Raw genomic sequence first — 24,454 nt, forward strand, 5'->3', positions numbered from 1 at the left:
CCTTTCCAACCCGTTTTTGGCATGCATTTCCCCTGGAAAATATAATTTCGCATGAAAAATGCCGACCAGAATCACTGGTCGGCAGGGATTTTCAATGCTTAGCTTAATTCGTTAAGCAATCCGTTTGAGCAAATCCAGCAAAATGCGCCAGCACTCTTCCACGGTATCAATCTGCACCCGTTCTTTGGGCGAGTGAGCGCCTTTGATGGTGGGGCCAAAAGAAATCATTTCAGCGTGTGGCAGGTGTTTCTGCATCAGGCCACATTCCAGGCCGGCATGTACCACTTCGATTTGCGGCTGCTGCCCGCGTATGGCGGCGAAGGATTCGATGGTTTTCTGCAGCAATACAGACGACATATGCGGCTCCCAGCCGGTGTAATCCTGCTCGGTGTGCAGTGTGGCACCGGAGAGGCGTGCGATTGAGCCGAGCAGACGGCAGAAGTCGTCTTTCGGCCGTTCGCGCAGTGAACGCAGCAGCATGGAAGCAGTAAATTTACCGTCTTTCGTGTGCACCACGCTTAAGCAGTTGGAAGTGTCCACCACGCCGTCGAACTCTTCGCTCCATTTGAGCACGCCGCTGGGAACGGCAGCGAGCAAATCAACGATGCGGCGGCTGTCGGCAGGACTGGCGGCCTGCGCGCTCTGGCCGAGCGGGGTTATCTGAATCGCCAGTTTGTCGGCAAATTTGCCCAATTCGTTTTGTGTTTCGGCACGCACGGTGTCGGCCAGTTCGGCCAGTGCGCCAGCAAATGCCTGAGGCAGCACGATTTCGGCTTCTGCCTCGGAAGGAATCACGTTACGCAACGCACCGCTGTGGAAGGCGGCCAGCCGCCAGCCGCTTTCTTCCGGCAGGCGCGCTAAAAGATCGGCCAATACCTTGATGGCGTTGCCGTGGCCGCGGTGAATATCGATGCCGGAATGCCCGCCCGGCAAGCCGGACACGGTAATGCGCACATGCTGCCCTTCGGCGGCATCGGTGGCGAAAGGCAGGCTTAAATCGGCATCGCGCCCGCCGGCACAGCCCACATACACACAACCGGTTTCTTCAGTGTCTAAGTTGATCAAATAGCGGCCTTGCAGCAAGTCGCCGCGCATTTGGCGTGCACCGTCCATGCCGATTTCTTCTTCCACCGTGAGCAACACTTCCAAGGGCGGGTGCTCGATATCGTCGGCAAAAGCCACGGCCAAGCCCATGGCCGAACCGAGGCCGTTATCCGCACCCAGCGTGGTTTGCGTGGCGTGCACCCAGCCGTCGATAATTTGCGGCCGGATGGGGTCGGTGGCGAAATTATGCGGCGAATCGGGGGTTTTTTGTGCCACCATATCGATATGTCCCTGCAAAATTACGCCAGGCTTACCGGCCATGCCCGCGCCGTGTGCTGGTTTGCGGATATAAATATTGCCCTTTTCGTCTTGCCGCACCGCCAAGCCTTTTTCCTTGGCACGGGCAACAATCATTTCGGCCAGCGCGGCTTCCTGATAAGTGGGGTGCGGAATGGTGCAAATATCGGCAAACCACTGCCAAACAGCCTGCGGCTGCAAAGAATGAAGCGGATTCATGGGGTCTCCTTTGGGAATGATGGGGCTACCTGAAAATGTAGCCGGAGCAAGAGCCGATACCGTTTGGCAAACGCATCGGCGCGAAAAACGGCTTGAGTTTAAACCTGCATCGCACGACAGGCAAGTGGAGTAAAAAGACTACCTAAAAGCATGAGTTTCCACGCAATGAAAAACTGTTTTATTTTTCAGGTAGCCTCCCCGCTATTAGCTTGTCCGTCTCCTTTTCCATTACAATACTACTTAACCCATCTTCAAGCCATCTGCATGCGCACCCTCGTCTTCCTCCTCTTCCGCACCCTGGCCGCACTGCCGCTTTCCGTGCTGCACTTCATTGCCAACTGCGCCGGCGGCCTGCTTTATTGTTTCGCCCGCGCCGACCGCGAACGTATCCGCAACCACCTGCATACCGCTGGCCTGCCCAACGATGTCGCGCACGTCCGCATCGTGTTCCGCGAAACCGTCAAAGGCGCGCTCGAGCTGCCGCTGGCCTTTTTCCGTAGCCCCGAGCAGGTAGCCGCACTATTCGTGGAAACCCACGGCTGGGAACACATCCAGGCCGCCCTCGATGCCGGCGAAGGCCTGCTGCTCATCACCCCCCACATCGGCAACTACGACCTCGCCGGCCGCTACATCAGCCACCGCCTGCCCTTCCCGCTCACCGCCATGTATAAGCCGCCGAAAATCAAAATTTTAGACGACATCATGCAGGCCGGCCGCGTGCGCGACAAAGGCCGCACCGCCCCCACCAACCTGCACGGCGTGAAGCAAATCATCCAAGCCCTGCGCCAGGGCGAAGCCACCATCGTTTTGCCCGACCACGTGCCCGACGAACACGGCGACGGCGTATGGGCGCCTTTCTTCGGCCGCCCCGCCTACACCATGACCCTGGCCGGACGTCTCGCGCAAGTAAAAAACGTGCGCCCCCTGTTTTTCGCCGGTATCAGGCTACCTGAAAACCGCGGCTTCGCCCTGCACATCGAGCCTGTGGCCGGCAGCTTCAACGGCGACAAAGTTCACGACGCCGAAATCATCAACCGTAATGTGGAAAACTGGGTGCGCCGCTTCCCTGAGCAATATCTCTTCGCCTACAACCGCTATAAACATCCTGCCGGTGCCCCGCTGCCGCCTCAGGGGTAAATCACGCCTTTAGTTGAGAAAATATCTATTAGAATAAATAGATTAGAGGCTACCTGAAAATTTCAGGTAGCCTTTCTTGCCATAGCCTTCCGCCAAATAGCCAAGCGCTTTTTGCTATAATTACTTCTTTTGTTTTCTTTCAACTTTCTCCAGCCAAATGCCGCAGCAAGATTTCTCCCAGATCCTCTCCAAAGACCGTCACTTTCTGCAATCCGCCTTCAAAAATCCCAACAAATACGGCGGCTTGTCCAAAATTGAAGAAAAATACCAAAAATCGCACGGCCTCTATCTGCAACGCCTGTCCAAACTGCCCAAACCCGAATTCGACAACACCCTGCCCGTTCACGAAAAGCTCGAGGAAATCAAAAAAGCCATTGCCGAAAATCAGGTAACGATTATTTGCGGCGAAACCGGTTCGGGCAAAACCACGCAGTTGCCCAAGATTTGTCTGGAACTCGGGCGCGGGGTGGCAGGGCTAATCGGGCATACCCAGCCGCGCCGTTTGGCCGCGCGCTCCGTAGCAGAGCGGATTGCCGAAGAGCTGAAATCGGAAATCGGCAGCGTGGTGGGCTATAAAGTGCGCTTCACCGACCACACCTCGCGGGATGCCTGCGTCAAGCTGATGACCGACGGCATCCTGCTGGCGGAAACCCAGACCGACCGTTATCTCACTACCTACGACACGATTATCATCGACGAAGCGCACGAACGCAGCCTGAACATCGACTTCCTCTTGGGCTACCTGAAACAGCTCCTGCCGCGCCGCCCTGATTTAAAAGTCATCATCACCTCGGCAACGATAGACGCAGAACGCTTCTCCCAACACTTCAACGGTGCGCCTGTTTTGGAAGTGAGCGGGCGTACCTATCCCGTCGAAATCCTCTACCGCCCGCTGACCAGCAAAGACGAAGATGACGCGGAAGTAGAGTTAACCGACGCAATTGTCGATGCGACGGACGAATTGGCGCGATATGGCGAAGGCGATATTTTGGTGTTCCTGCCGGGCGAACGCGAAATCCGCGAAGCCGCCGAAGCCCTGCGCAAATCCACGCTGCGCCGCAACGACGAAATCCTGCCCCTGTTCGCACGCCTGTCGCACGCCGAACAGCACAAAATCTTCCACCCCACCGGCGCGAAACGCCGCATCGTACTGGCAACCAACGTCGCCGAAACCTCGCTCACCGTGCCGGGAATCAAATACGTCATCGACACCGGCCTCGCGCGCGTCAAACGCTATTCCGCACGGGCAAAAGTGGAGCAGCTTCATGTCGAAAAAATCTCCCAAGCCGCCGCCCGCCAACGCTCCGGCCGTTGCGGACGCGTCTCCGCAGGCGTGTGTATCCGACTGTTTTCAGAAGAAGATTTCAACAGCCGCACCGAATTCACCGACCCCGAAATCGTCCGCAGCAACCTGGCTGCCGTCATCCTGCGCATGGCAGCATTGAAACTCGGCGACGTATCGGCATTCCCATTCCTCGAAGCACCGGACCAGCGGTATATCAATGATGGTTTTCAGGTGTTGTTGGAATTGGGGGCGGTTAATGAACACAACGGACTGACCAAACTCGGCGAACAAATGGCGCGTCTGCCCATCGACCCGAAAATCGCGCGCATTTTGTTGGCGGCGAAGAAGCACGACTGCATGGCGGAAATACTGGTGATTGCGTCCGCGCTGTCGATTCAAGACCCGCGCGAGCGGCCGCTGGAGGCGCGCGATGCCGCCGCCAAGGCACACGAGCGTTTTACCGACAAGCAGTCCGATTTCCTTGCCTATCTGAACATTTGGGACAGCTTCCAGCGCGAGCGTGATAAAGGCTTGTCCAACAAGCAGTTGGTGCAGTGGTGCCGCCAATATTTCCTGTCGCACCTGCGGATGCGCGAATGGCGCGAGCTGCATCACCAGCTTGCCCAAACCGCGATTGAAATGGGTTTGACCACCAAGGAAGCCGCTTTCAGACGACCTCCCGAAGTCAGGCAACTGACGTCGTCTGAAAATGCGGGCGACCAAGACCTATCCGCCAAACTCAAACAAAAACAACTGGATAAGAAACAACACCGCGCCCAAATCCGTGCCGCCAAAGAAGCGGGCTACGAACAAATCCACCGCGCCCTGCTCACCGGCCTCATCGCCAACGTCGGCATGAAATCGCCCGACGGCAACGACTACACCGGCGCGCGCGGCAGCCGCTTCCACCTTTTCCCCGCCTCCGCCCTGTTCAAAGCCAAACCCAAATGGGTGATGGCGGCAGAACTCGTTGAAACGACGAAACTTTATGCCCGCGACGTGGCTGCCATCCAGCCCGAATGGATCGAGCAGGAAGCGCCGCACCTCGTCCGCTACCACTATTTCGATCCGCACTGGGAACAAAAACGCGGCGAAGTCATCGCCAGCGAACGGGTTACGCTCTACGGCCTGACCGTCTTGCCGCGCCGCCCCGTGTCCTACGGTAAAATTGCCCCCAAAGAAGCGCGCGAAATCTTTATCCGCAGCGCGCTGGTGGCGCAGGAATGCGATTTGAAAGCGGACTTTTTTGTCCACAACAAAAAGCTGATTAAAGAAATTAGTGAGTTGGAACACAAATCGCGTCGGCAGGATGTACTGGTCGATGATGAAGCCCTGTTCGCGTTTTATCACGAACGGCTGCCCGATTTTTATACGGCGGACGCGGTTTCAGACGGCCTGCATCCTACAAATCCCCAGCAAACCGCCCCCTCCTACGCGAGGGAAGATCGGAGAGAGGGAAAAACAGTTGCCGCTCAAACCGAGTTTTCCGCAACCGCAGCAAGCCCTCTCCCTAACCCTCTCCCACATGAGAGGGAACAGAGTGCCGGAGTTTCAACGGTTTCAGGCAGCCTGCACAACGTAGGGTGTGTGGCGCAAGCCACGCACGCGGATTCCAAAGATACGGACAACCGCGTGCGTGAACCGAGTTCACACACCCTACAAAACGTTTCAGACGACCCCAAACCCAAAAAGCAGCCTGCACCCCCAAAAGGCCGTCTGAAACCCCTCCCCCTCGCCGACACCCGCACCTTCCAAGCCTGGCTCAAAACTGCCGAGCGCGACAACCCGCGCCTGCTGTTCCTCAGCCGCGACGACCTCATGCAGCACGCCGCCGCGCACATCACCGAAGAACAATTCCCCAAACACTGGCAAACCGCAGACGGCAAATTCAAACTCAGCTACCGCTTCGAGCCGCACCACCCGCTCGACGGCGTTACCCTCACCCTGCCGCTCACCGTACTCAACCGCATCAGCCCCGCCGCCCTCGAATGGCTCGTACCCGGCATGATACGCGAAAAAATCCAGTTGAAAATCAAAGCACTGCCCAAACAAATCCGCCGCATCTGCGTGCCCGTGCCCGAATTCATCACCCAATTTCTAAGCCAAAACCCCGACCGCAACGCCCCCATCCTGCCCCAACTCGCCCAAGCCATCGCCAAAACCGCAGGCGACATCCGCATACTGGAGCAAATCAACCAAGAAGAATGGGCCGCATTCAGACTGCCCGAACACTGCTATTTCAATCTCCGCATCATCGACGACGGCGGGCAAGAATTAGCCATGGGGCGCGATTTAATCCAAATCCAACAACAACTTGGCAAAGCCGCCGCCACCACCTTCCGCGACAATACCCAAGAATTCGAGCGCGACAACGTTACCGCATGGGACATCGGCACCCTGCCCGAATCCATCAAATTCGCCCGCGGCAAACAACAGCTCACCGGCTACCTCGGCCTGCAAAAAGAAAAAGACGGCCGCATCGCCCTGCGTCTGTTCGACACATCTGCCGCCGCCGCACAAGCCCACAGATCAGGCGTGATCGAACTCATGAAACTACAACTAAAAGAACAAGTTAAAGACCTGAACAAAGGCATCCAAGGCTTCACCCAAGCCGCCATGCTGCTCAAACACATCAACGCCGACACCCTGCGCGACGACCTCACCCAAGCCGTCTGCGACCGCGCCTTTATCGGCGAAGACGAGCTGCCGCGCAACGAAAAAGCCTTCAAAGAACAAATCAAACGCGCCCGCAGCCGCCTGCCCGCCGTCAAAGAAGCCCTCAGCCGCTACTTGCAGGAAACCGCCGCCGCCTACGCCGAACTAAACGGCAAACTCGGCAAACGCCCGCTCACCCACCTTCTGCGCCAACGTCTGCAAACCCTGCTCGCCGCCGGCTTCGCCACCCGCACCCCGTGGGCACAATGGCCGCGCCTCCCTATCTACCTCAAAGCCATGACCCTGCGCCTCGAAAAATACAGCGGCAACCCCGCCCGCGACGCAGCCCGCGAAGCCGACATACAGGAATTGGAACAAATGTGGCAGGAAAAAACCGACGGTTTGGTAAAACAAGGACAACCCGTTTCAGACGACCTCGCCATGTTTAAATGGATGATTGAAGAATTGAGAGTGTCGCTGTTCGCGCAGGAATTGAAGACACCGTATCCAGTGTCGGTGAAAAGGTTGTTGAAGGAGTGGGAGAGGTTAGGTAACTAAGCTTTAGCTTTGTTTCAGGCTATCTGAAAAATCAACTTCTTTGTTGATAACGATGTTACTATGCACGAAATCGAATGCACGTACTTGTCACACCGTCTTTCTCATCAACGAAGCCAGCTATGCTGATATTTTGCATTAAGTGCGTACGCAGGAATTTTAGGCGGAAGTTCAGAATATAAGGTTACCTGAAAAGTGTGAACCCATTTTCAGGTAGCCTTTATTTATACAACCAAACTAAGGCGCAAGCCTCTCTTTAATCCACTTATCGCCTTCCAGCCGATATTGGATACGGTCGTGCAGGCGGCTGGGGCGGCCTTGCCAGAATTCCACCCGGTCGGGAATCAGCAGATAACCGCCCCAGTGCGGCGGGCGCGGTACGTGTAGGGGGTGTTTCACGGCTTCAGCCGCTGCGCGTGCCACGATGATGCTTTTACCGGCAATCACGCTGCTCTGCTCGCTGGCCCACGCGCCCAAGCGGCTGGTGTAGGGGCGGCTGGCGAAGTATTCATCTGAAGATTTAGCGTCCAGTTTTTCCACCCGCCCTTCGGCACGCACCTGCCGCTCCAGCTCCGGCCAGAAAAAGGTGAGCGCGGCAAACGGATGCGCCGCCAGCGCGCGGCCTTTGCGGCTTTGATAGTTGGAGAAAAACACAAAGCCCCGGTCGTTTACCTCTTTCAATAACAGGATACGGCTGTTGGGCCGGCCGACTTCGTCCACCGTGGCCACGCTCATGGCGGTGGGCTCTTTAGCGGCAGAATGGATGGCCTCGTTCAGCCATTTTTCAAACTGCGGCAGCGGCGTATTGGCGCAATCGGCCTTGGAAAGCTCCTGTTTGCTGTAGTCTTCGCGGATATTGTGCAAATCCATCTGTTTCTCCTTTTTGAAAATTGCTAACTGACAAACATTACTATCTTGAAGTTATTAAAAAATTTTATTCACCATCCAGTGCGGTTTGGCTATAATAGCGCAGTTTCGGTTTTTGGGATAATCCGCCATGCAGCTTACCGCCATCGGCTTGAACCACCAAACCGCTCCGTTGAGCATACGCGAGTGGTTGGCTTTTGCTGCTGCCGCGCTGTCTGAGGCATTGCGAGCTGGTAGGCAGCCGCACGGCCAACGAAGCCGTGATTTTATCCACCTGCAACCGCACCGAGCTCTATTGGCGTAGGCGAGCTGGACGATATTGTCCGCTGGCTGGCCGACTACCGCAAGATTCCCGGAGCACGCTGGAGCCCTACCTCTATCGCTACCAAACCGAAGCCTTGGTACAGGGGTATGGGCTAAATTCTAGATAAAGCGCTTTTTTGAAAGCTTGGTTGTTGAGCAGGAAAAGGCTACCTGAAAATCTCAGGTAGCCTTTTCCTATGCAGCCGGGCTGCTTATTTAACTTCGTTGTGGATTACGTGTTGGGTACAAGCATTCGAACTGCTGTTTTCAAGTAGCCTTTGCTGCCTTAGGCTTCGCCTGCTTCTTCCATGCCGACGATGGCGAGGCTGTCGATGCCGGATTTTTCGTTATCGCGGCCGCGTTTGCTGTTGAGCTGGATATTGAGTCGCAGGTCGTTTACCGAGTCGGCGTTTTTCAGGGCGTCTTCGTAGGCGATGTGGCCGGCTTCGTAGAGGTCGAACAGGGACTGGTCGAAGGTTTGCATGCCCAAGTCGCGGGAACGGGCCATGATTTCTTTCACGCCGTGGATGTCGCCGTTTAGAATCAGCTCGGCAATCAGCGGGGAGTTGAGCAGCACTTCCACGGCGGCCACGCGGCCTTTGCCGTCGGGCTTGGGCACGAGGCGCTGGGAAATGAAGCCTTTGAGGTTGAGCGAGAGGTCGGTCAACAGCTGGGTGCGGCGCTCTTCGGGGAAGAAGTTGATGATGCGGTCGAGCGCTTGGTTGGAGTTGTTGGCGTGCAGGGTGGCCATGCAGAGGTGGCCGGTTTCGGCGAAGGCCAGGGCGTAGTCCATGGTTTCGCGGTCGCGGATTTCGCCGATGAGGATGACGTCGGGGGCTTGGCGCAGGGTGTTTTTGAGGGCGGCAAACCAGTTTTCGGTGTCCACGCCCACTTCGCGCTGGGTGATGATGCAGTTTTTGTGCGGGTGCACGAATTCGATCGGGTCTTCGATGGTGATGATGTGGCCGTGGCTGTTTTCGTTGCGGTAGTCGATCATGGCGGCCAGGGAGGTGGATTTGCCGGAGCCGGTGCCGCCCACGAAAATCACGAGGCCGCGTTTTTCCATCACTACTTGTTTCAAAATCGGCGGCAGGTTCATGTTGTCGAACTTGGGAATCTGGCTGGTGATCACGCGGCAAACAAGGGCAGCGGCACCGCGCTGCACCATGGCGTTGATGCGGAAGCGGGACACGCCGGCCAGGCTGATGGCGAAGTTGCATTCTTTGGTGTTGTCGAATTCTTCGGCCTGTTTGTCGTCCATCAGGGCGCGGGCGATGAGGGCAGTGTGGTCGGCGGTGAGCGGTTTGTCGGTAATCGGGGTGAGCTTGCCGTCGAGCTTCATGGCCGGGGGGAAGCCGGCGGTGATGAACAGGTCGGAGCCTTTGCTCTGCACCAGGTGGTTGAGCAGGCCATGGATGAATTTTTTCATCTCTTCGTTGTAAGCGGGGATTGCCATAGGACGTTTTCCATTTGGGTTAAGGTTGTGGAGTATTAGATGATGTTTCAGGTAGCCTTTCTGCGCGGGCAGGAGGCTACCTGAAAATATATTGAAGCTAGGCTTCGCTGTCTGGGCGGCGGAACAGCAGCACGGGCATGGGGGCTTGGCGCAGCACGCCTTCGGCCACGGAGCCCATCAACAGATGCAGCAGGCCGGAGAAGCCGTGGGTGCCCATGGCGATGAGGTCGCACTCTTGGCGTACGGCCTCTTTAATCAACACGTCTGAAATACGCATGCCGTCGTTTTCCAGGGTGTCCACTTCGTATTTCACGCCGGCCTGCTTCATGATGGCTTCGGCATGGTCGGCCACCTGCATTTCGGCCGCATACAGCTCTTCGGAATTGGGCAGGCGGCTGGCTTCGCGTTTGAGGTCGGTTAAATCCACTACGTGCACGGCCACCAATACGGCATCGGTTGCCTTGGCCAACCGGCAGGTTTGTTCCAGGGCGTAGAGAGAGGTTTTACTGTCGTCTATCGGAACGAAAATCCGTTGATACATTTTGCCACTCCTTTTAGTTGCTGGCGGCCGGGCAGGATTGCCGCCGCCAATTCTTTGCAGACCGAATCACTTTACCTGTGATGGGATTGTAAAGCAAATTGCATCACTTTACAGCGACTGCTCTATTTACCAAGGCAGGCTACCTGAAAACTGTGGCAGCTTGGCACGGCAACATCCCAACAAGCCGTGCTACACAGCTTAAAGGCTACCTGAAAAACGGAATGGGTTTTCAGGTAGCCTTTGTGATTGATAGATACCCACTACTCTTCGTCTGGCGGCAAATCGGCGCTGCCCCTGCGGCGCAGGATGATGCGGGTTTTGTTGCGCAGGCGGCGGTCGTTGCGGTGTTGTTGGAAGTATTTGGGGTTGGGCAGCATGGCAATGAGGGAAGCGGCTTCACCGGCGCGCAGGCGGGATGCCGGCTTGTGGTAATAATGCTGGGCGGCGGCTTCGATGCCGTAGATGCCTTCGCCGAATTCAGCCACGTTCAGATACACGGTGAGGATGCGCTCTTTGCTCCACATGCTTTCCATCATCACGGTAATCACGGCTTCTTCGGCTTTGCGCACGTAAGAGCGCTCGGCAAACAGGAATAGGTTTTTGGCCAGCTGCTGGCTGATGGTGGAGCCGCCGGCGCGGATTGTGCCGCTGCGCTGGTTGCGGCGCATGGCGTGTTCGATGCCGTTCCAGTCGAAGCCGTCGTGGTTGCTGAATTGGGCATCTTCGCTGGCGATGGCGGCTTGTTTCACTACGCGGGCGATTTGGCTGTCGTCCACCCAAGTTTGTTGCACGCGGGAAAAGGTGGAGAGGTTGTGGCGCAGCATGAAGGCACTGGTGTGCACGGGCTGGCCTTTCCAATAGGCCAAGAGCAGGAAAACCAGCAGGTGGAAGCCCAGCAGGAAGAGGATGATGCTCCACACCAAGCGCTTAAACCAACGGCGCAGCAGGCCAGGGCGTTTCTTGGCAGGTGGCGTAGTGGGGGTGGTTTGGGGGGGGGAAACGAATTCGGGGGAGAGGGTATCCATCGGCAAATCAATATTGGGCAGGACGGGGCAATTATAAAGGAATCCGGTTTTAATTTTGGTGAAGCTTATGTTTTAGCTTCGCAGGAACTTTGCCTTGGCTTTGCCAAGACGTCGTTTTCAGGTAGCCTCAAATCGGCTCTAAGAATTAAGGGGCGCTACCGGCGTGCTTTTTCAATTAGTTTGCCCAAGGCTGAATGTTGAATCACCGGTTCTCCTATTCTCCCAGTTTTGGACTATGTTTGCTGAACTGATTCACCGCCAAGGTTTCCCGGCCGATGATGAAGTGAGCTTCGGTTTCGGTCATCTGTTTCTCTTTCAGACTAAGCAACGATTTTTCAGGTAGCCTTTCAGTATGCCTGACAGGCTGCATGAAAGCGTCAAAGCGTCCGTAGTTTCTATGAAGCTAAAACGTAAACAGCCAACCATCAAAGTAAATCGGTTTGTATAGTGCTTGCTTGATGCGTCCGTGGGTGAGGCCGGGTAGGTAGAGCTGCATGAAAATCGCAGGCATAATTGCGCAGATAGCCATCCTACCACATCACAACAATAGATGGTCTGCCGGCAGGCAAACCAAATCGGCATCGCGCTGCAGGTCGTAGGCGGTGTCGGCTAGAAGCTCCCAACCGGTGCGCACATAAGTTTTAATCATGCCCGCATTCATGCTGGAAAGTGCCACCTGTGGCAAAGCCAACCTGCTGTCGGTAAAGGCGTTGCTACAATGCCGCATCCTGTTCGGCATCGGTGTAACCGATGAGCGGTGCGACGACAAATTTACTAGGTTGATGCAACTTTGCCCGTTAGCGCGTGCCCTGCGGTACCAATACGCAGCGGTTCCAAGCCCGCACTGATGTGACGCAACTTGGAATGACGCGCATCCCCTCCGAATTGATGGTGAAATCGGCTAAGCTCTCGGCCACTAACGGTGGCAATACATGCCGTGCCTAAGGCATAGGCAATCATTTAGCCACTATCCTGCTCGGCAAGTTCAGTGCCGATGCTGCGGATGCTCTGCATCTTGAGGAAGATGCGCTCGGCAATCCCTAGTACGGCCTGCCTCAGCAGCGTAACTGCCACAATGCGCTTGCCGTGCTGCACAAACAGCTGCTCGCCCAGCTCGTCTTCTAAAAGCTTTATTTGTTTGGAAATGACCGGCTGGGAAGTGAAAAAATTTCTACCACCTCCAGAATATTCAGATTGCAGCGGTAATCTCTAGGAAATAGCGCGGTTGTCGCAGTTTCATGATGCATCCAAGTGGTGTTTGTCGGATTTATGCGACAAGCCGGTCGACGAAGTGCCACAGAAATCACCGGTTTCGCCTGAAACCGATAAAGATTGGATGGTGGCATGACCTGCCAGCATTATTTTGCCATGTGCTGGTAATTTGCGATGGGATTTGTTGTTTTTTAACAACTTACAGAGAAATAACCCTTTCTTTTGCCATTATACTGCTGACAGTAAGGGTAATTTTGGGCATGATTGGGTACGTAGGAAACGGGGGCGCCCGTGCGGCGGGTAGCCAATTCCTTATTGACAGTTCGGGCACGGTTTTTTATAGTGATACCCCGAGTATATTTGGATTACCGCAGTATCTGGGCGGTCCGTATATGGTGATTTTTGTGAAGACCGGTATGCTGTAAAGCTTCCCAGGTCTACGCATAACAAACTTTTTGATGAGGGAATAACATGACCAAACAGCTTAAATTAGGCGCTTTGTTCTTGGCCTTGGTTGCTTCCGGTGCCGCCATGGCGGACAGCAGCTTCAATAATGAAAAATATGGCTACACTATCAGCGAGCAGTCTCGCGAAGTAGTTCGTTCCAACTATGAGCCTAAAGGTGCTCACGAATGCTGGGAAAACAGCTTCTTGAACGCTGAAGTGGATCGCTTGGGTCTGGTAGAGTGTGGCGACCGTCAGCCAGAAGCTCCTCCTACCGAACCGCAAGTACGTGAAGAACTGGTGTCCTTGTCATCCAACTTCCTGTTTGGTTTTGACAAATTCAACCTGCGTCCCGAGGCTCGCACTACTTTGGATGAGCTGGCTCAGCGCTTGACCGGCAGCAACGTACAATCTGTACGTGTTGAGGGTAACACCGACTTCATGGGTAGCGATGCCTACAACCAACGCCTGTCTGAGCGTCGTGCTAACACTGTTAGCGAGTACCTAGTTGGCCGTGGCGTACCGGCTGAGAAAATCTCTGCTGTTGGTTTGGGTGAATCTCAAGCTAAGATGACCGAGCAGTGTCAGCAAGAAGTTCGCAACTTGGGTCGTCGTGTTTCTGCTGCCCGCAAACGCAGTGCTCTGATTGCATGTATCGAGCCGGATCGTCGTGTAGACGTTCGCATCCGTACTTTGGTTGAGCAACCTGCTCAGTAATCGTTATCCAATTAGCATTTAATACTGAAAACCGGACTTTATACAAAGTCCGGTTTTTTATATGCATTACTCGTAACTAGGGGAATGCAGAAATAGCTGCTTGCCAACAATTTCCCATTGCTAATGCAGGTGGGATGGAGCAAAATTTGTCTGCTGGAAAATATTTTATTAAAAATAATATTATGCTGGAAAAACTTCTACTCCTCTGCACACACCACTTCCGCCTGCTGTTGGCATTTGCTTTATCCTTTTATTTTCAGGTAGCCTTTGCCATCGATTTCGGACGTATCCAGCCGGAAGAGGCTGCCGTTTATGTGCAAGACCTCGACAGCGGTGAAGTGTTGTTTGCACATCGAGTCGATGTTTCTATGAATCCCGCCTCCACCATGAAATTGGTAACCACCTTCGCCGCCTTGCGTGGATTGGGCGGTGATTACCGCTGGCAAACCCAATGGCGCAGCAGCGGCACAGTAGCTAATGGCGCACTGCAAGGCGATTTATATTGGGTGGGCAGCGGTGACCCTGCTTTCGATCAGCCAGATCTAGTGGATATGCAGCAGCAGTTGGTGCGGCAGGGCATTGTGTCGTTAAATGGTAAAGTGGTGTTGGATCGGCGCGTTTGGGGTGGACTTACTAGTGCAGAAGGTTTTGAAAACGATGCAGATGAAAGCTTCGTTGTGCCGCCTGATCCCCATATGATTGCCTACAAAGCCCTTTGGATTACTGCCGCCCGTAATGAAGCAGGGCAGCCTGCTTTTTTACTCAATCCGCCACTCTACGGCATCCAAACCGACCTCAGCCAACTTACCGAAACCGATGGCCGCTGCGGCAAACTTTCCAATCATGTTTCCGCCAAATTTGAAAACGGCGTGTTGGTATTCCGCGGTCGCCTGCCTGCTGCATGTTTGGGCGAGAAAATGTTCATCAATTTGTTCGATGCCCCTCGCTTTGCCGAAGAAAGTTTTCGCGGCTATTGGCTTGCCCAGGGCTTAGGTGGTCTCTATGGTTTTGGTCGGGGAGCTGCCCCTAGCAACAGCCGCATCTTGGCCACGCACTTTTCCAAACCGTTAGGCGAAGTGCTGACCAATATGAACAAACATTCCAACAATCTGATTGCACGCAGCGTTTTTCTCACGCTTGGCCACCAGGCAAGCGGACCACACAGCGTGCAGAATGCCGAGGCTGCCGTGCGGCGGCAGTTGGTTTCGGTCGGATTGGATGATGAAGCGCTGGTGTTGGAAAACGGCTCCGGCCTCTCCCGCCGCGAGCGGCTTACCGCCCGTTTTCTCGGCAGCATGTTGTTTCAAGCCTACCGCTCCTCTTTCCGCGATACCTTCATCCACACCCTGCCGATAGCCGGTACCGATGGCACCCTGCGTGGCCGCTTTCGCCAGCTCGGCCGCTCGCTGCGCATGAAAACAGGTACGCTGCGCGACGTGCGTGCACTGGCTGGCTACTGGTTGCCGCCCAATGGACGCAGGCTGGCCGTGGTGGTGATTATTAACAGCCACCGTTCCGGCGGCTATCTGCCCGATATGGACGCCATGGTGCGCCGGATTGTGCATGATGCCGATAGATTGGATAACGTTCAAACCGTACCCACCCAATAATCGGCAAATGCAACGGGAAAGCTGCCGAATACCTTATCCCACAAGGAAAAGCTGGCAAAGTAGAGCATTTTCAGGTAGCCTAATAAAGTTTATAGCGGATCAATCCGCCATATCTCCATTTTGATTTTTTCACCCCTTTCTCAGGAGTAAACCATGAGCGAACAAGAACAACAGCAACCGATTTTCAATGTAGAAAGACTGTATGTAAAAGATTTGTCTTTGGAAGTGCCGCACGCACCGGAAGTATTCCTCAGCCAGGATGCTCCGAACGTGGAAATCCAAGTACACACCGATTCTAAGAAACTGGAAGAAGAACACCACGAAGTAACCGTTACCGTCACCGTCACCGCCAAGTTGCCTGATGGCAAAGTATTGTTCCTGAACGAAGTGGCACAGAGCGGCATTTTCCGTTTGGCAAACATTCCGGAGCAAGATGTGAAAGTATTGCTCGGCATTGCCTGCCCGAACATCCTCTACCCCTATGCCCGCGAAGCTGTGTCTTCCTGCATCACCCGTGCCGGCTTCCCGCCCGTGGTATTGATACCGATCAACTTCGAAGCCATGTACGAACAGCAACAAGCCGCTGCCAATGCTCCGGCTGCTGGCAACGCTTAATTCGAGGTCAATAAGGCAAGCAGGCTATGGTAGGAAATGCCATAGCCTGTTTTGCGTTTTGCACAAAGAGGCTGTTTATTTTTCAGGTAGCCTCTTTATCATCTAGAAGGCTACCTGAGAACTTCCGGCAGCCCAAAAGCCAATCTTCAAGGGAATGCCTAAAGATCATTCTGTTATTCCCCTGATTCGTTTTATCTCTTTCTCGTATTTACGGTCATTGAAATAATCGCCTGTACTTATTTCCAGTTCGCCGCAATCGGAAATGAGGCAGTCTTGTGTGTCATAAATTTTATAAGTTTGTTGAATGTTTCCTATCGCACATTCGCCATCCAATCCTAACGATATGGTGTAGAACACATCATCCAGCAGGGTGTTGATTGTTTCTTTAAGCTGTTCGGTTTGGCTATCGTTAAGCAGCAGGGTTTTTATTTTGGTATTTACAGTGCTGGGAGGTAGGCCGGCTGTTGTTCAAAACAAGATTTGAGAAATTTCAGCTTTCTCAGATAGAGATTTTTGGCAAATTCGTCTGCAGGCGTGGCTATCCCTTCTTTCCGGAGAGATGTCGGTAAGATAGCTGGCAGGTTGCGGATGTTTCCCAATTAAGTTTTAGCTTCGCAGAAACGCTGCTACGCTATGTTTCTACTCTGTTGAGGCTGACGCTTTCAGGTAGCCTAGCACAACTAATAAAGTTACCTGAAGCTTATAGAAGCTGTTTTTCAGGTAGCCTTTAATCAGAAAACCGCATTTAGCACAATAAAGCAAATCGATGCCAGCAGGCCGGCGGCCGGCACGGTGATTACCCAAGCCAAGGCGATCGGCTTCATCAGCCGCCAGTTGGCATTGCGGTTTACCAGCCCAATGCCGAGCACGGCGCCAACGAGGATGTGGGTGCTGGATACGGGCAGCCCCAGCGCGGAGGCCAGCATCACAACGGTGGCGGCGGAGAGCTCGGCCACGAAGCCGGAAGAGGGGTGCATTTTGGCCAAGTTTTCGCCCACGGTGGCAATCACTTCCCGCCCGATAAACCACAGCCCTACCACCAGCGATACACCAAAGGTGAGCATGGTAATTGGCGGAATGTCGCCGCTGCTGCCGATGGTGCCGCTGCGCAGCACGTCCATGATGGCGGCAAACGGACCGATGGCGTTGGCGATGTCGTTCGAACCGTGGCTGAAGGCAAAGCAGCAGGCAGTAAACACTTGCAGCCAGCTGAACATGATGAAGGTGGCGCGGTCGAGATTGGCACCAGTTTTCAGGGTGCGGGCGTAGGCAAACGTGCCCATCCACAATACCGCGCCAACCATGCCGACAATCAGCAGGTTATCCAGCGTACCCAAGCCTAAATTGAGGTGTTTTAGGCCTTTAAACAGCAGCATCGCCGCCATCACCATGCCGCCCACTGCACCCACCAGCGGCACCCACAGGCGCAGGGCACGGAAGGCGTTGATTTCGTCTTTGCGGCAGTCGATTTCGTGCAGGCCACGATAGTAGTCGGACACCAGCTCTTCGGGCTGGTAGTTGCCTTCGTTGTAAAGCTGGGCATCGCGCACGATGGTGGCGGTGTAGGCCATCTGCTGCAATTCGCTCATCTGCTCGAAGCGTGTTTTGTGTTCCTTTTTGTAGGCCAATTTTTGCTTGCGCAGGCGCTGCACATGGCGGCTGGAGGCCACGTTGTAGCCCAGGATATAGGTTTTAATGTTTTTAAACACCAAATAGGAAGTTACCCCGCCCAAGAGTGGCGAGAGCACCCAGGAAATAGCGATTTCGCCGATTTTTTCCCAGCGCACCATGTTCAAACCGGCCAAACCGTTGTTGTAAAAGCCCAAAACCATCGCTGCTCCCACGATGCCGCCGATGATGGAATGCGTGGTGGACACTGGTAGGCCTTTTTGCGAGGCAAACAGCAGCCACAACGAGGCGGCGGCCAGTGCAGCCATCATAATATGGACAAATTGCACAGATTCCAGTGTCATGCTGCTCAAATCCACGATGCCGTTGCGGATGGTATCGGTAACGCCGCCGCCAACCAGTATCGCGCCGCTCACTTCAAACACCGCCGCCACGGCCAGCGCCTGCGGGATGCTCAGCGTGCCTGCGCCCACCGAAGTGCCAAAGGAGTTGGCCACATCGTTGCCGCCGATATTGAACGCCATAAAGATGCCGAACAGTGCCGCGAGAATAAACAGCGCGGAATGGTTATGTTGTATATAGCCCAGCCCCCAATAGATGAAATAGCAGGACACGCTGAACAACAAGGCCATACCGAGGAAGTTGACGCTTTTCAAACGCAGCGAGGCAGAAGAACCGGCCATGATGAAAATCTTTACAAACAAAATGTTGAATACGGCGGCCGCAGCAATTCATGCTGCAGCCGAACAAACGGCGCAATTATACCAAACCAATTTGTGCTGCATGCAAAAACAGGCTACCTGAAAGCAGCGCTTCAGGTAGCCTGAGATACAGAATGGGCGGATTGCTACACTTTTGCCTGACTGTATTCCTGCAATAGCGTGCGGAACGCTTCCGCCGTTTCCGGGTGTTTCAGCCCGTAGGCCAGCGTGGCTTCCAGGTAGCCCAGCTTGCTGCCGCAGTCGTAGCGTTTGCCCGCAAAAGCGTGTGCCAGCACCGGTTCGTGTTCCAACAGCTTGGCGATGCCGTCGGTGAGCTGGATTTCGCCGCCCGCCCCGCGCCCTACGGTTTGCAGCAGGGAGAAAATGCGCGGCGTGAGGATGTAGCGCCCCACCACGGCCAGGGTAGACGGCGCTTCTTCCGGCTTCGGTTTTTCCACAATGCTTTGGATACGCTGATATTGCTGCCACGGCGACACTTCCACGATGCCGTAGGAGCCGGTTTGCGAGGGTGCAACGGTTTCCACGCCCAGCACGCTGTTGCCGGTTTGGCGGTACACCTCGGCCATCTGCGCAATCGCGCCCTGCGGCGCGTCGATTAAATCGTCGGCCAGAATCACGGCGAAAGGTTCGTTGCCCACCGCCGCGCGGGCACACAGCACGGCATGCCCCAAGCCCAAGGCTTCGGTCTGGCGGATATACAGGCAGGTAACGTCGGGCGGCAAAATATCGCGCACATGCGAGAGCAGCGCGGTTTTTTGGCGTTGCTCCAGCTCGGTTTCCAGCTCGTAGGCTTTGTCGAAATGGTCTTCGATGCTGCGTTTGTTGCGGCCGGTAACGAACACCAATTCGGTGCAGCCGGCGGCCACGGCCTCTTCCACTGCGTATTGAATCAGCGGCTTATCCACAATCGGCAGCATTTCTTTGGGGCTGGCCTTGGTGGCGGGCAGAAAGCGCGTGCCCATCCCGGCCACGGGGAAGACGGCTTTTTTGATTGGAACGGGATTTCCCATGGTTTTGCTTCGGTATAGGTTGGAAAGATGCCGCATTATAGCAGCGGCTGAACGTAGGATGTTTTAAAGGCTACCTGAAAGTGAGGCTGAAATTGCAGTTTCGTTGAAACTTCGTTGCACGGCGGTTGAGCTTTTTGCAGCTTACGCTTTCAGGTAGCCTCTTGAAAGCCATTTGCTGTTGTTCTAAGCAGACACAGCATCGGTTGGGCTCAGCGTTTCCGACGTTTGCCAGCTTTCGGGATGGTGACGGGCGGAGTGTGCCGCAACCGAACATAGCTGACGGCATGCCACAAGCCGATAACGGGCAGAGCCAGGAACATGGCCGCTATCGGTGCAAGCAGCCAGGCATACCAAACCAGCGTGCCGAAGTGCCACCGGCTGAGGGCAAAGCACAGCGGCGTAAACAGGCAGAGGAGCCCGAAGGCGAGCTTCGGGTGTCGGCTGAATGTGTTTTCCAGTATCCACTCAAACAGCGCCTCTATGGGGAGGAAGACGAGGCGGAGCAGGAGTTCAAGGAGGAAATCCATGTTTGGGACGTGAAGGATTGGTGAGGCTGGTGGTTTTGCTTGGCATGAATGGCCGGCCTGTTGTGGTGTATTGCGGAATCATTTGATAAAGGCTACCTGAAATTCAGGTAGCCTTTTGGTTTGCGTCTTAACGCCATGCGGCCAGGAACTCCTGCCAATGCACTTTGTCTTCTTGGATTTTCAGGTAGCCTTTGAGCCGCCGGATTTCCATTTCGTATTCGTCGGCATCGGCTGCACCGCTCATCAAACGGAAGCGTTGGAACATAAGATAGGTGTTGGCAGCGTCGGTTTCGCAGTAGTTGCGGATTTCGCGCAGGCGGCCTTCGTGGAAGGCCTGCCACACCTTGCTGCCGTCCATGCCCAGCTTGCCGGGGAAGCCGCACAGCTTGGCCATGTCGTCTAAAGGCACGCTGGCGCGGGGCTGGTAGAGGGCGAGCAGATCCATCAGGTCGCAATGGCGGTTGTGGTAGCGGTTGATGTAGTTGTTCCACTTGAAGTCGCGGCTGTCGCCGAAATCGCCCTCGCCGGTGTCCCAATAGCGGGCGGCGGAGAGACCGTGGATCAGGGCGCGGTAGTGCAGCACGGGTAGGTCGAAGCCGCCGCCGTTCCAGCTCACCAACTGCGGGGTATGATTTTCGATCAGCTCAAAAAATTTAGCGATGATGGTTTCTTCGCTGTCGCCGATTTCGCCGATGGTGCCCACATGGATTTTGTCGCTGCCCCAGCGCATACAGCAGGAAATGGCCACCACCTGCTGCAAATGATAGGGCATGAAATCGCTGCCATTGTGCGTGGCGCGGCGCTGCTGCTGCGCCCAAGCCACCACATCGGCAGTGGGCGTGCCGGCCGGCAGACCGTGCAGCAGGCGGATGCCGTTGGCATCGGGAACGGTTTCGATATCGAAGGCGAGAATCGGAGTCATGATGGGGGCTTGAGGGTGGGGACGGCATGGATTGTGGCACGAAGCAGGGGTTTCGCCAAGGTTGGCTGATGGGTTTCAGGTAGCCTGTGCGGCAGCTTGGGTAAATCTCCGCGATAGTGGAAGGTAGCGCTTCCGTTTTTGGCAGCGTCTTTCATTGGTTCATCTGGAGCCGGATTGAAAACAAGAGCAGCAAAGCAATTTGCCGCTCTTGTTTGATACACACCTTACCATTTCAACTTCGCCAACGCATCCGCCTTCACAGAGAGCGTGATTATGCACCACTAGATAGTTCCGTCTTCCCCATCCGACAAAATCCCTTTTGATAACAGATATGTTGCCATAGCATCATCATCCAGTACTTTATCAAACTCGCTCAAATAACGGTGAGGGTTCTTGTGGTCGTATTCGGTGATGGTTGTCAGGAACTGGGAAAAATCGCGGTTTTTTTCGGCCAATTCATACATCACCGCATAATCCATTTGCTTTTTATACTGTGCGGGCGACAGGATTTCGCTTTGGCTGAGGTTGGCTGCGTCCAGCAAAATGATGCCGATGCCGAAACTTTGGCTGAGTTTCTGCAAGGCTTCGCGGAACTCGCCATCCTGCGGCACGGATAATGCTACCAAATAGCCTTCGTTCGCCCAGCTGGAATTGCTGACTGCTTGGAAAAAGTATTCTTTATAATTGCCGAAATCCAAATATTTTTTGAGTTCGAACGAGAAAATCTTAATCGGCAGGCGGTCAAACTTCCGCATCCAGGCTTGCAGGCTGCCATGTTCGTAATCGGCATATTCGAACTGTACGCCCACCATATCGGGATAGAGCCATTTGTCCGCGCCTTTTTGGTTTTTGCCGCTTTTTTCGTGGAATATGGTGCGCGACTGTGCGGCAAAGACGGGATGCTCCGCCAGAAACTTGCACAGCAGCGGATGCAGGTCGCGCTCGTGGAATCGGGCTTTTTGTGTTTGGGCGGCAGGCGGCAGGGCGGCGGCGTTTTCGGGCAGCGGCAAAGCTTTCAGGCTGCCTGATATGTGAGAAATATCCTGCCGCAGGGAGAATAGCTTGGGTCGGCTACCCTGCGACGTGATTTTGCCGTCGGGCTTTTTTGCTTCCACATATAACGCCGCACCCACGGTTGCCCACGGCGTTTTGCCGATGGAAGCCAAACCTTGTTCTGGGTTGTAGCCGTCCAGTTCGGCGTAAAGCCGGTTTTGTTCGATAAAATCCCAAATTTCTGATGCGCCGGCTGGGCGTGCCAACTGCTGCAACGCATACAGCGCGAGTTCGTGATAGGTCATGTTTTTCCATCTTTTAAAAATATTGCCCGTTGGCTTGCAGACGGCCTGAAAAAGCAGCCTGCACTGTTTGAGTTTACCGCTTCAACTTCGCCAACGCATCCGCCATCGCCGAATTTGCAGGCTGCTTTTCGCGCGGCGGTTTGCCGGAACGGCTGTTGGTGCCGCGTTTTTCGGTTTCAGGTAGCCTGCGCCCGCGTTTTTCCACACCGGCTTCGTCATCCAAGCGCATGGTCAGCGCGATGCGTTTGCGTGCGGCATCGACTTCCAGCACTTTAACTTTCACCACGTCGCCGGCTTTCACCACTTCACGCGGGTCTTGGACGAATTTATTGGACAGGGCGGAGATGTGCACCAAGCCGTCTTGATGGACGCCGATGTCTACGAATGCGCCGAAGTTGGCGACGTTGGAAACCACGCCTTCGAGTATCATGCCGACTTGCAAGTCGCTGATTTCGTGGATGCCTTCGGCGAAGGAGGCCGTCTGAAACTCGCCGCGCGGGTCGCGGCCGGGTTTTTCCAGCTCGGACAGGATGTCCAGAATGGTCGGCAGGCCGAAGCGTTCGTCGGTGAAGTCGGATGCTTTGATTTGCTTCACGCGCTCGCGGTTGCCGATGAGTTCGGCGGCGGTAATGCCTTGTTGCGCCAGCATTTTGGCGACAACGGGGTAGGCTTCGGGGTGGACGGCGCTCGCGTCCAGCGGCTCTTTGCCGCCGTTAATCCGCAAAAAGCCCGCCGCCTGCTCGAAGGTTTTTTCGCCCAAACGCGGCACTTTCAGCAATTTTTTGCGGCTGTCGAACGCGCCGTTTTCATCGCGGTAGGCGACGATGTTTTGGGCAAGGGTTTGATTCAAACCGGAAATCCGCGCCAAAAGGGGGGCGGAGGCGGTGTTCACGTCCACGCCGACGGCGTTCACGCAGTCTTCGACCACCGCGTCCAGCGATTTGGCGAGCTGGCTTTGGTTCACGTCGTGCTGATACTGCCCCACGCCGATGGATTTGGGGTCGATTTTGACCAGCTCGGCGAGCGGGTCTTGCAGCCTGCGGGCGATGGACACCGCGCCGCGCAGGGAAACGTCCAAGTCGGGAAACTCGCGCGCCGCCAATTCGGACGCGGAATAAATCGATGCGCCGGCTTCGGAAACGACGATTTTGTGCAGCCCCATTTCCGGCATTCCGCGCACCAGTTCACCCGCGATTTTGTCGGTTTCGCGGCTGGCGGTGCCGTTGCCGATGGCGATGAGTTTTACGCCGTGTTGTTTAATCAGGCGCGACAGCGTTGCCAACATATTGTTTTCTTGATGCAAATAGACAATAACGGTATCCAGCAGCTTGCCTGTGTCGTCCACCACGGCACATTTCACGCCGTTGCGGTAGCCGGGGTCTAGGCCCAAAGTAGTCAGTCGTCCGGCGGGCGCGGCGAGCAGTAAGTCTTTGAGATTGCGGGCGAACACGGTAATCGCATCGGTATCGGCGGCTTCTTTCAGACGGCCTAAGGCTTCGAGTTCCAGCGACAAAAAGATTTTCGCGCGCCAAGTCAGGCGCACGGTGTCGCGCAGCCATTTGTGGCCGTCTGAAACCTTGAAACGGCGGGCGATGATTTGCTCGTATTCGCTTTGCTGCGTAATCGGCGTGTCGTCGGGCTGGTATTTGAGTGCGATGTTCAACACGCCTTCGTTGCGGCCGCGCAAAACCGCCAGTGCGCGGTGGCTGGGCATGGCGCGGACGGGTTCGCGGTGGTCGAAATAATCGCTGAATTTTTCGCCTTCGGTTTCTTTGCCTTCAACGACTTGCGCGTGGATTTCGGCTTCGTTCCACAGCTTGTCGCGCAGCGTGCCGATGAGTTCCGCGTCTTCGGCAAACTGTTCCATCAGAATCGCGCGCGCGCCGTCCAGCGCGGCTTTGGCGTCGGGGACGTTTTCGTTCAGGTAGCCCTGCGCGGCGGCTTCCACGTCCTGTGGCTGCTCGGCAAGCAACATATCCGCCAGCGGCTGCAAACCGTGTTCGCGCGCGATTTGCGCCTTGGTGCGGCGTTTGGGCTTGTAGGGCAGATACAGGTCTTCCAGCGCGGTTTTGTTGTCGGCGGCTTCGATTTGCGCCCTGAGGTCGTCTGAAAGCTTGCCTTGCTCTTCAATGCTTTTTAAAACAACGGCTTTGCGCTCTTCCAACTCGCGCAGATATTGCAGCCGCTCGGCAAGCTGGCGCAGCTGCGTATCGTCCAGCCCGCCCGTGGCCTCCTTGCGGTAGCGGGCGATAAACGGTACGGTCGCGCCGCCGTCCAAAAGCTCGACGGCGGCGGTGATTTGCGCGGCGGTAGCGGAGAGTTCTTGGGAGAGGATTTGGGTGATGTTCATAAAGTTCCTTGAGT

Annotated in this window: 19 protein-coding genes and 1 pseudogene; 6 read left to right on the top strand and 14 right to left on the bottom strand. The window is 55.3% G+C overall.

The window, feature by feature from the left end:
* Positions 1-111: 111 nt before the first annotated feature.
* Positions 112-1,560 carry an aminoacyl-histidine dipeptidase gene (locus A7P99_RS04855; RefSeq protein WP_067686688.1) on the bottom strand — a complete coding sequence of 483 codons (1,449 nt, stop codon included), beginning with the start codon at positions 1,558-1,560 and terminating at the stop codon, positions 112-114.
* 264 nt (positions 1,561-1,824) lie between these two features.
* On the opposite strand from A7P99_RS04855, the gene A7P99_RS04860 reads away from it, so the two are divergent.
* Positions 1,825-2,697 (top strand): lysophospholipid acyltransferase family protein, encoded by an 873-nt coding sequence (locus A7P99_RS04860; protein ID WP_067448691.1) that lies wholly within the window; start codon positions 1,825-1,827, stop codon positions 2,695-2,697.
* Between the two features lie 157 nt (positions 2,698-2,854).
* On the top strand, positions 2,855-7,195 hold the full coding sequence (gene hrpA, locus A7P99_RS04865; RefSeq protein ID WP_082881527.1) for an ATP-dependent RNA helicase HrpA: 4,341 nt from the start codon (positions 2,855-2,857) through the stop codon (positions 7,193-7,195).
* A 234-nt stretch (positions 7,196-7,429) separates the two neighbouring features.
* On the opposite strand, the gene pdxH is transcribed toward hrpA, so the two are convergent.
* The gene (pdxH, locus tag A7P99_RS04870) at positions 7,430-8,062 is read right to left on the bottom strand and encodes a pyridoxamine 5'-phosphate oxidase (protein WP_067448689.1); all 633 of its coding nucleotides are present in this window, start codon (positions 8,060-8,062) and stop codon (positions 7,430-7,432) included.
* A 257-nt stretch (positions 8,063-8,319) separates the two neighbouring features.
* On the opposite strand from pdxH, the gene A7P99_RS10670 reads away from it, so the two are divergent.
* Positions 8,320-8,490, top strand: a complete 171-nt coding sequence (locus tag A7P99_RS10670) for a hypothetical protein (RefSeq protein WP_193563042.1) — start codon at positions 8,320-8,322, stop codon at positions 8,488-8,490.
* A gap of 158 nt (positions 8,491-8,648) precedes the next feature.
* On the opposite strand, the gene A7P99_RS04880 is transcribed toward A7P99_RS10670, so the two are convergent.
* From A7P99_RS04880 to A7P99_RS10585, 6 genes and pseudogenes are all read right to left on the bottom strand, one after another.
* Positions 8,649-9,818: a PilT/PilU family type 4a pilus ATPase gene (locus tag A7P99_RS04880; RefSeq protein ID WP_067527464.1), complete on the bottom strand. Its 1,170-nt coding sequence runs from the start codon at positions 9,816-9,818 to the stop codon at positions 8,649-8,651.
* A gap of 97 nt (positions 9,819-9,915) precedes the next feature.
* Positions 9,916-10,359 carry a universal stress protein gene (locus A7P99_RS04885; RefSeq protein WP_067525152.1) on the bottom strand — a complete coding sequence of 148 codons (444 nt, stop codon included), beginning with the start codon at positions 10,357-10,359 and terminating at the stop codon, positions 9,916-9,918.
* Positions 10,360-10,619: 260 nt separating this feature from the next.
* A complete protein-coding gene (gene mtgA / locus A7P99_RS04890; protein ID WP_197476500.1) occupies positions 10,620-11,384 on the bottom strand; it encodes a monofunctional biosynthetic peptidoglycan transglycosylase in 765 nt (254 codons plus the stop codon).
* Between the two features lie 960 nt (positions 11,385-12,344).
* Positions 12,345-12,479, bottom strand: a complete 135-nt coding sequence (locus A7P99_RS10580) for a hypothetical protein (protein WP_255361255.1) — start codon at positions 12,477-12,479, stop codon at positions 12,345-12,347.
* An 18-nt stretch (positions 12,480-12,497) separates the two neighbouring features.
* Positions 12,498-12,584: pseudogene (locus A7P99_RS10675) on the bottom strand (hypothetical protein); the annotation flags it as partial.
* Positions 12,585-12,620: 36 nt separating this feature from the next.
* Positions 12,621-12,743: a hypothetical protein gene (locus tag A7P99_RS10585; RefSeq protein ID WP_255361256.1), complete on the bottom strand. Its 123-nt coding sequence runs from the start codon at positions 12,741-12,743 to the stop codon at positions 12,621-12,623.
* Positions 12,744-13,067: 324 nt separating this feature from the next.
* Here A7P99_RS10585 and A7P99_RS04900 point away from each other — a divergent pair, with 324 nt between their 5' ends.
* From A7P99_RS04900 to secB, 3 genes are all read left to right on the top strand, one after another.
* Positions 13,068-13,757, top strand: a complete 690-nt coding sequence (locus tag A7P99_RS04900) for an OmpA family protein (protein WP_067440207.1) — start codon at positions 13,068-13,070, stop codon at positions 13,755-13,757.
* 182 nt (positions 13,758-13,939) lie between these two features.
* Complete coding sequence (gene dacB / locus A7P99_RS04905) at positions 13,940-15,367, top strand: D-alanyl-D-alanine carboxypeptidase/D-alanyl-D-alanine-endopeptidase (RefSeq protein WP_193563049.1); 1,428 nt, start codon at positions 13,940-13,942, stop codon at positions 15,365-15,367.
* 153 nt (positions 15,368-15,520) lie between these two features.
* Complete coding sequence (gene secB, locus A7P99_RS04910; RefSeq protein WP_067527466.1) at positions 15,521-15,982, top strand: protein-export chaperone SecB; 462 nt, start codon at positions 15,521-15,523, stop codon at positions 15,980-15,982.
* 731 nt (positions 15,983-16,713) lie between these two features.
* On the opposite strand, the gene A7P99_RS04915 is transcribed toward secB, so the two are convergent.
* The 6 genes from A7P99_RS04915 to A7P99_RS04940 all read right to left on the bottom strand — a co-directional run bounded on the left by A7P99_RS04915 (position 16,714) and on the right by A7P99_RS04940 (position 24,440).
* Positions 16,714-18,294 (bottom strand): inorganic phosphate transporter, encoded by a 1,581-nt coding sequence (locus A7P99_RS04915; RefSeq protein WP_067448676.1) that lies wholly within the window; start codon positions 18,292-18,294, stop codon positions 16,714-16,716.
* 164 nt (positions 18,295-18,458) lie between these two features.
* Positions 18,459-19,343 (bottom strand): UTP--glucose-1-phosphate uridylyltransferase GalU, encoded by an 885-nt coding sequence (gene galU / locus A7P99_RS04920; RefSeq protein ID WP_067448674.1) that lies wholly within the window; start codon positions 19,341-19,343, stop codon positions 18,459-18,461.
* Between the two features lie 209 nt (positions 19,344-19,552).
* Complete coding sequence (locus A7P99_RS10015) at positions 19,553-19,870, bottom strand: hypothetical protein (RefSeq protein WP_153705676.1); 318 nt, start codon at positions 19,868-19,870, stop codon at positions 19,553-19,555.
* 127 nt (positions 19,871-19,997) lie between these two features.
* Positions 19,998-20,792, bottom strand: coding sequence for a 3'-5' exonuclease (locus A7P99_RS04930; protein ID WP_067527468.1), 795 nt, complete (start codon positions 20,790-20,792; stop codon positions 19,998-20,000).
* Positions 20,793-21,073: 281 nt separating this feature from the next.
* Positions 21,074-22,090 carry a hypothetical protein gene (locus A7P99_RS04935; protein ID WP_067448668.1) on the bottom strand — a complete coding sequence of 339 codons (1,017 nt, stop codon included), beginning with the start codon at positions 22,088-22,090 and terminating at the stop codon, positions 21,074-21,076.
* Between the two features lie 73 nt (positions 22,091-22,163).
* Positions 22,164-24,440: a Tex family protein gene (locus A7P99_RS04940; protein ID WP_067686690.1), complete on the bottom strand. Its 2,277-nt coding sequence runs from the start codon at positions 24,438-24,440 to the stop codon at positions 22,164-22,166.
* Positions 24,441-24,454 lie beyond the last annotated feature (14 nt).

Source organism: Eikenella sp. NML120348 (genome assembly GCF_001648435.1).
GTDB lineage: Bacteria > Pseudomonadota > Gammaproteobacteria > Burkholderiales > Neisseriaceae > Eikenella > Eikenella exigua.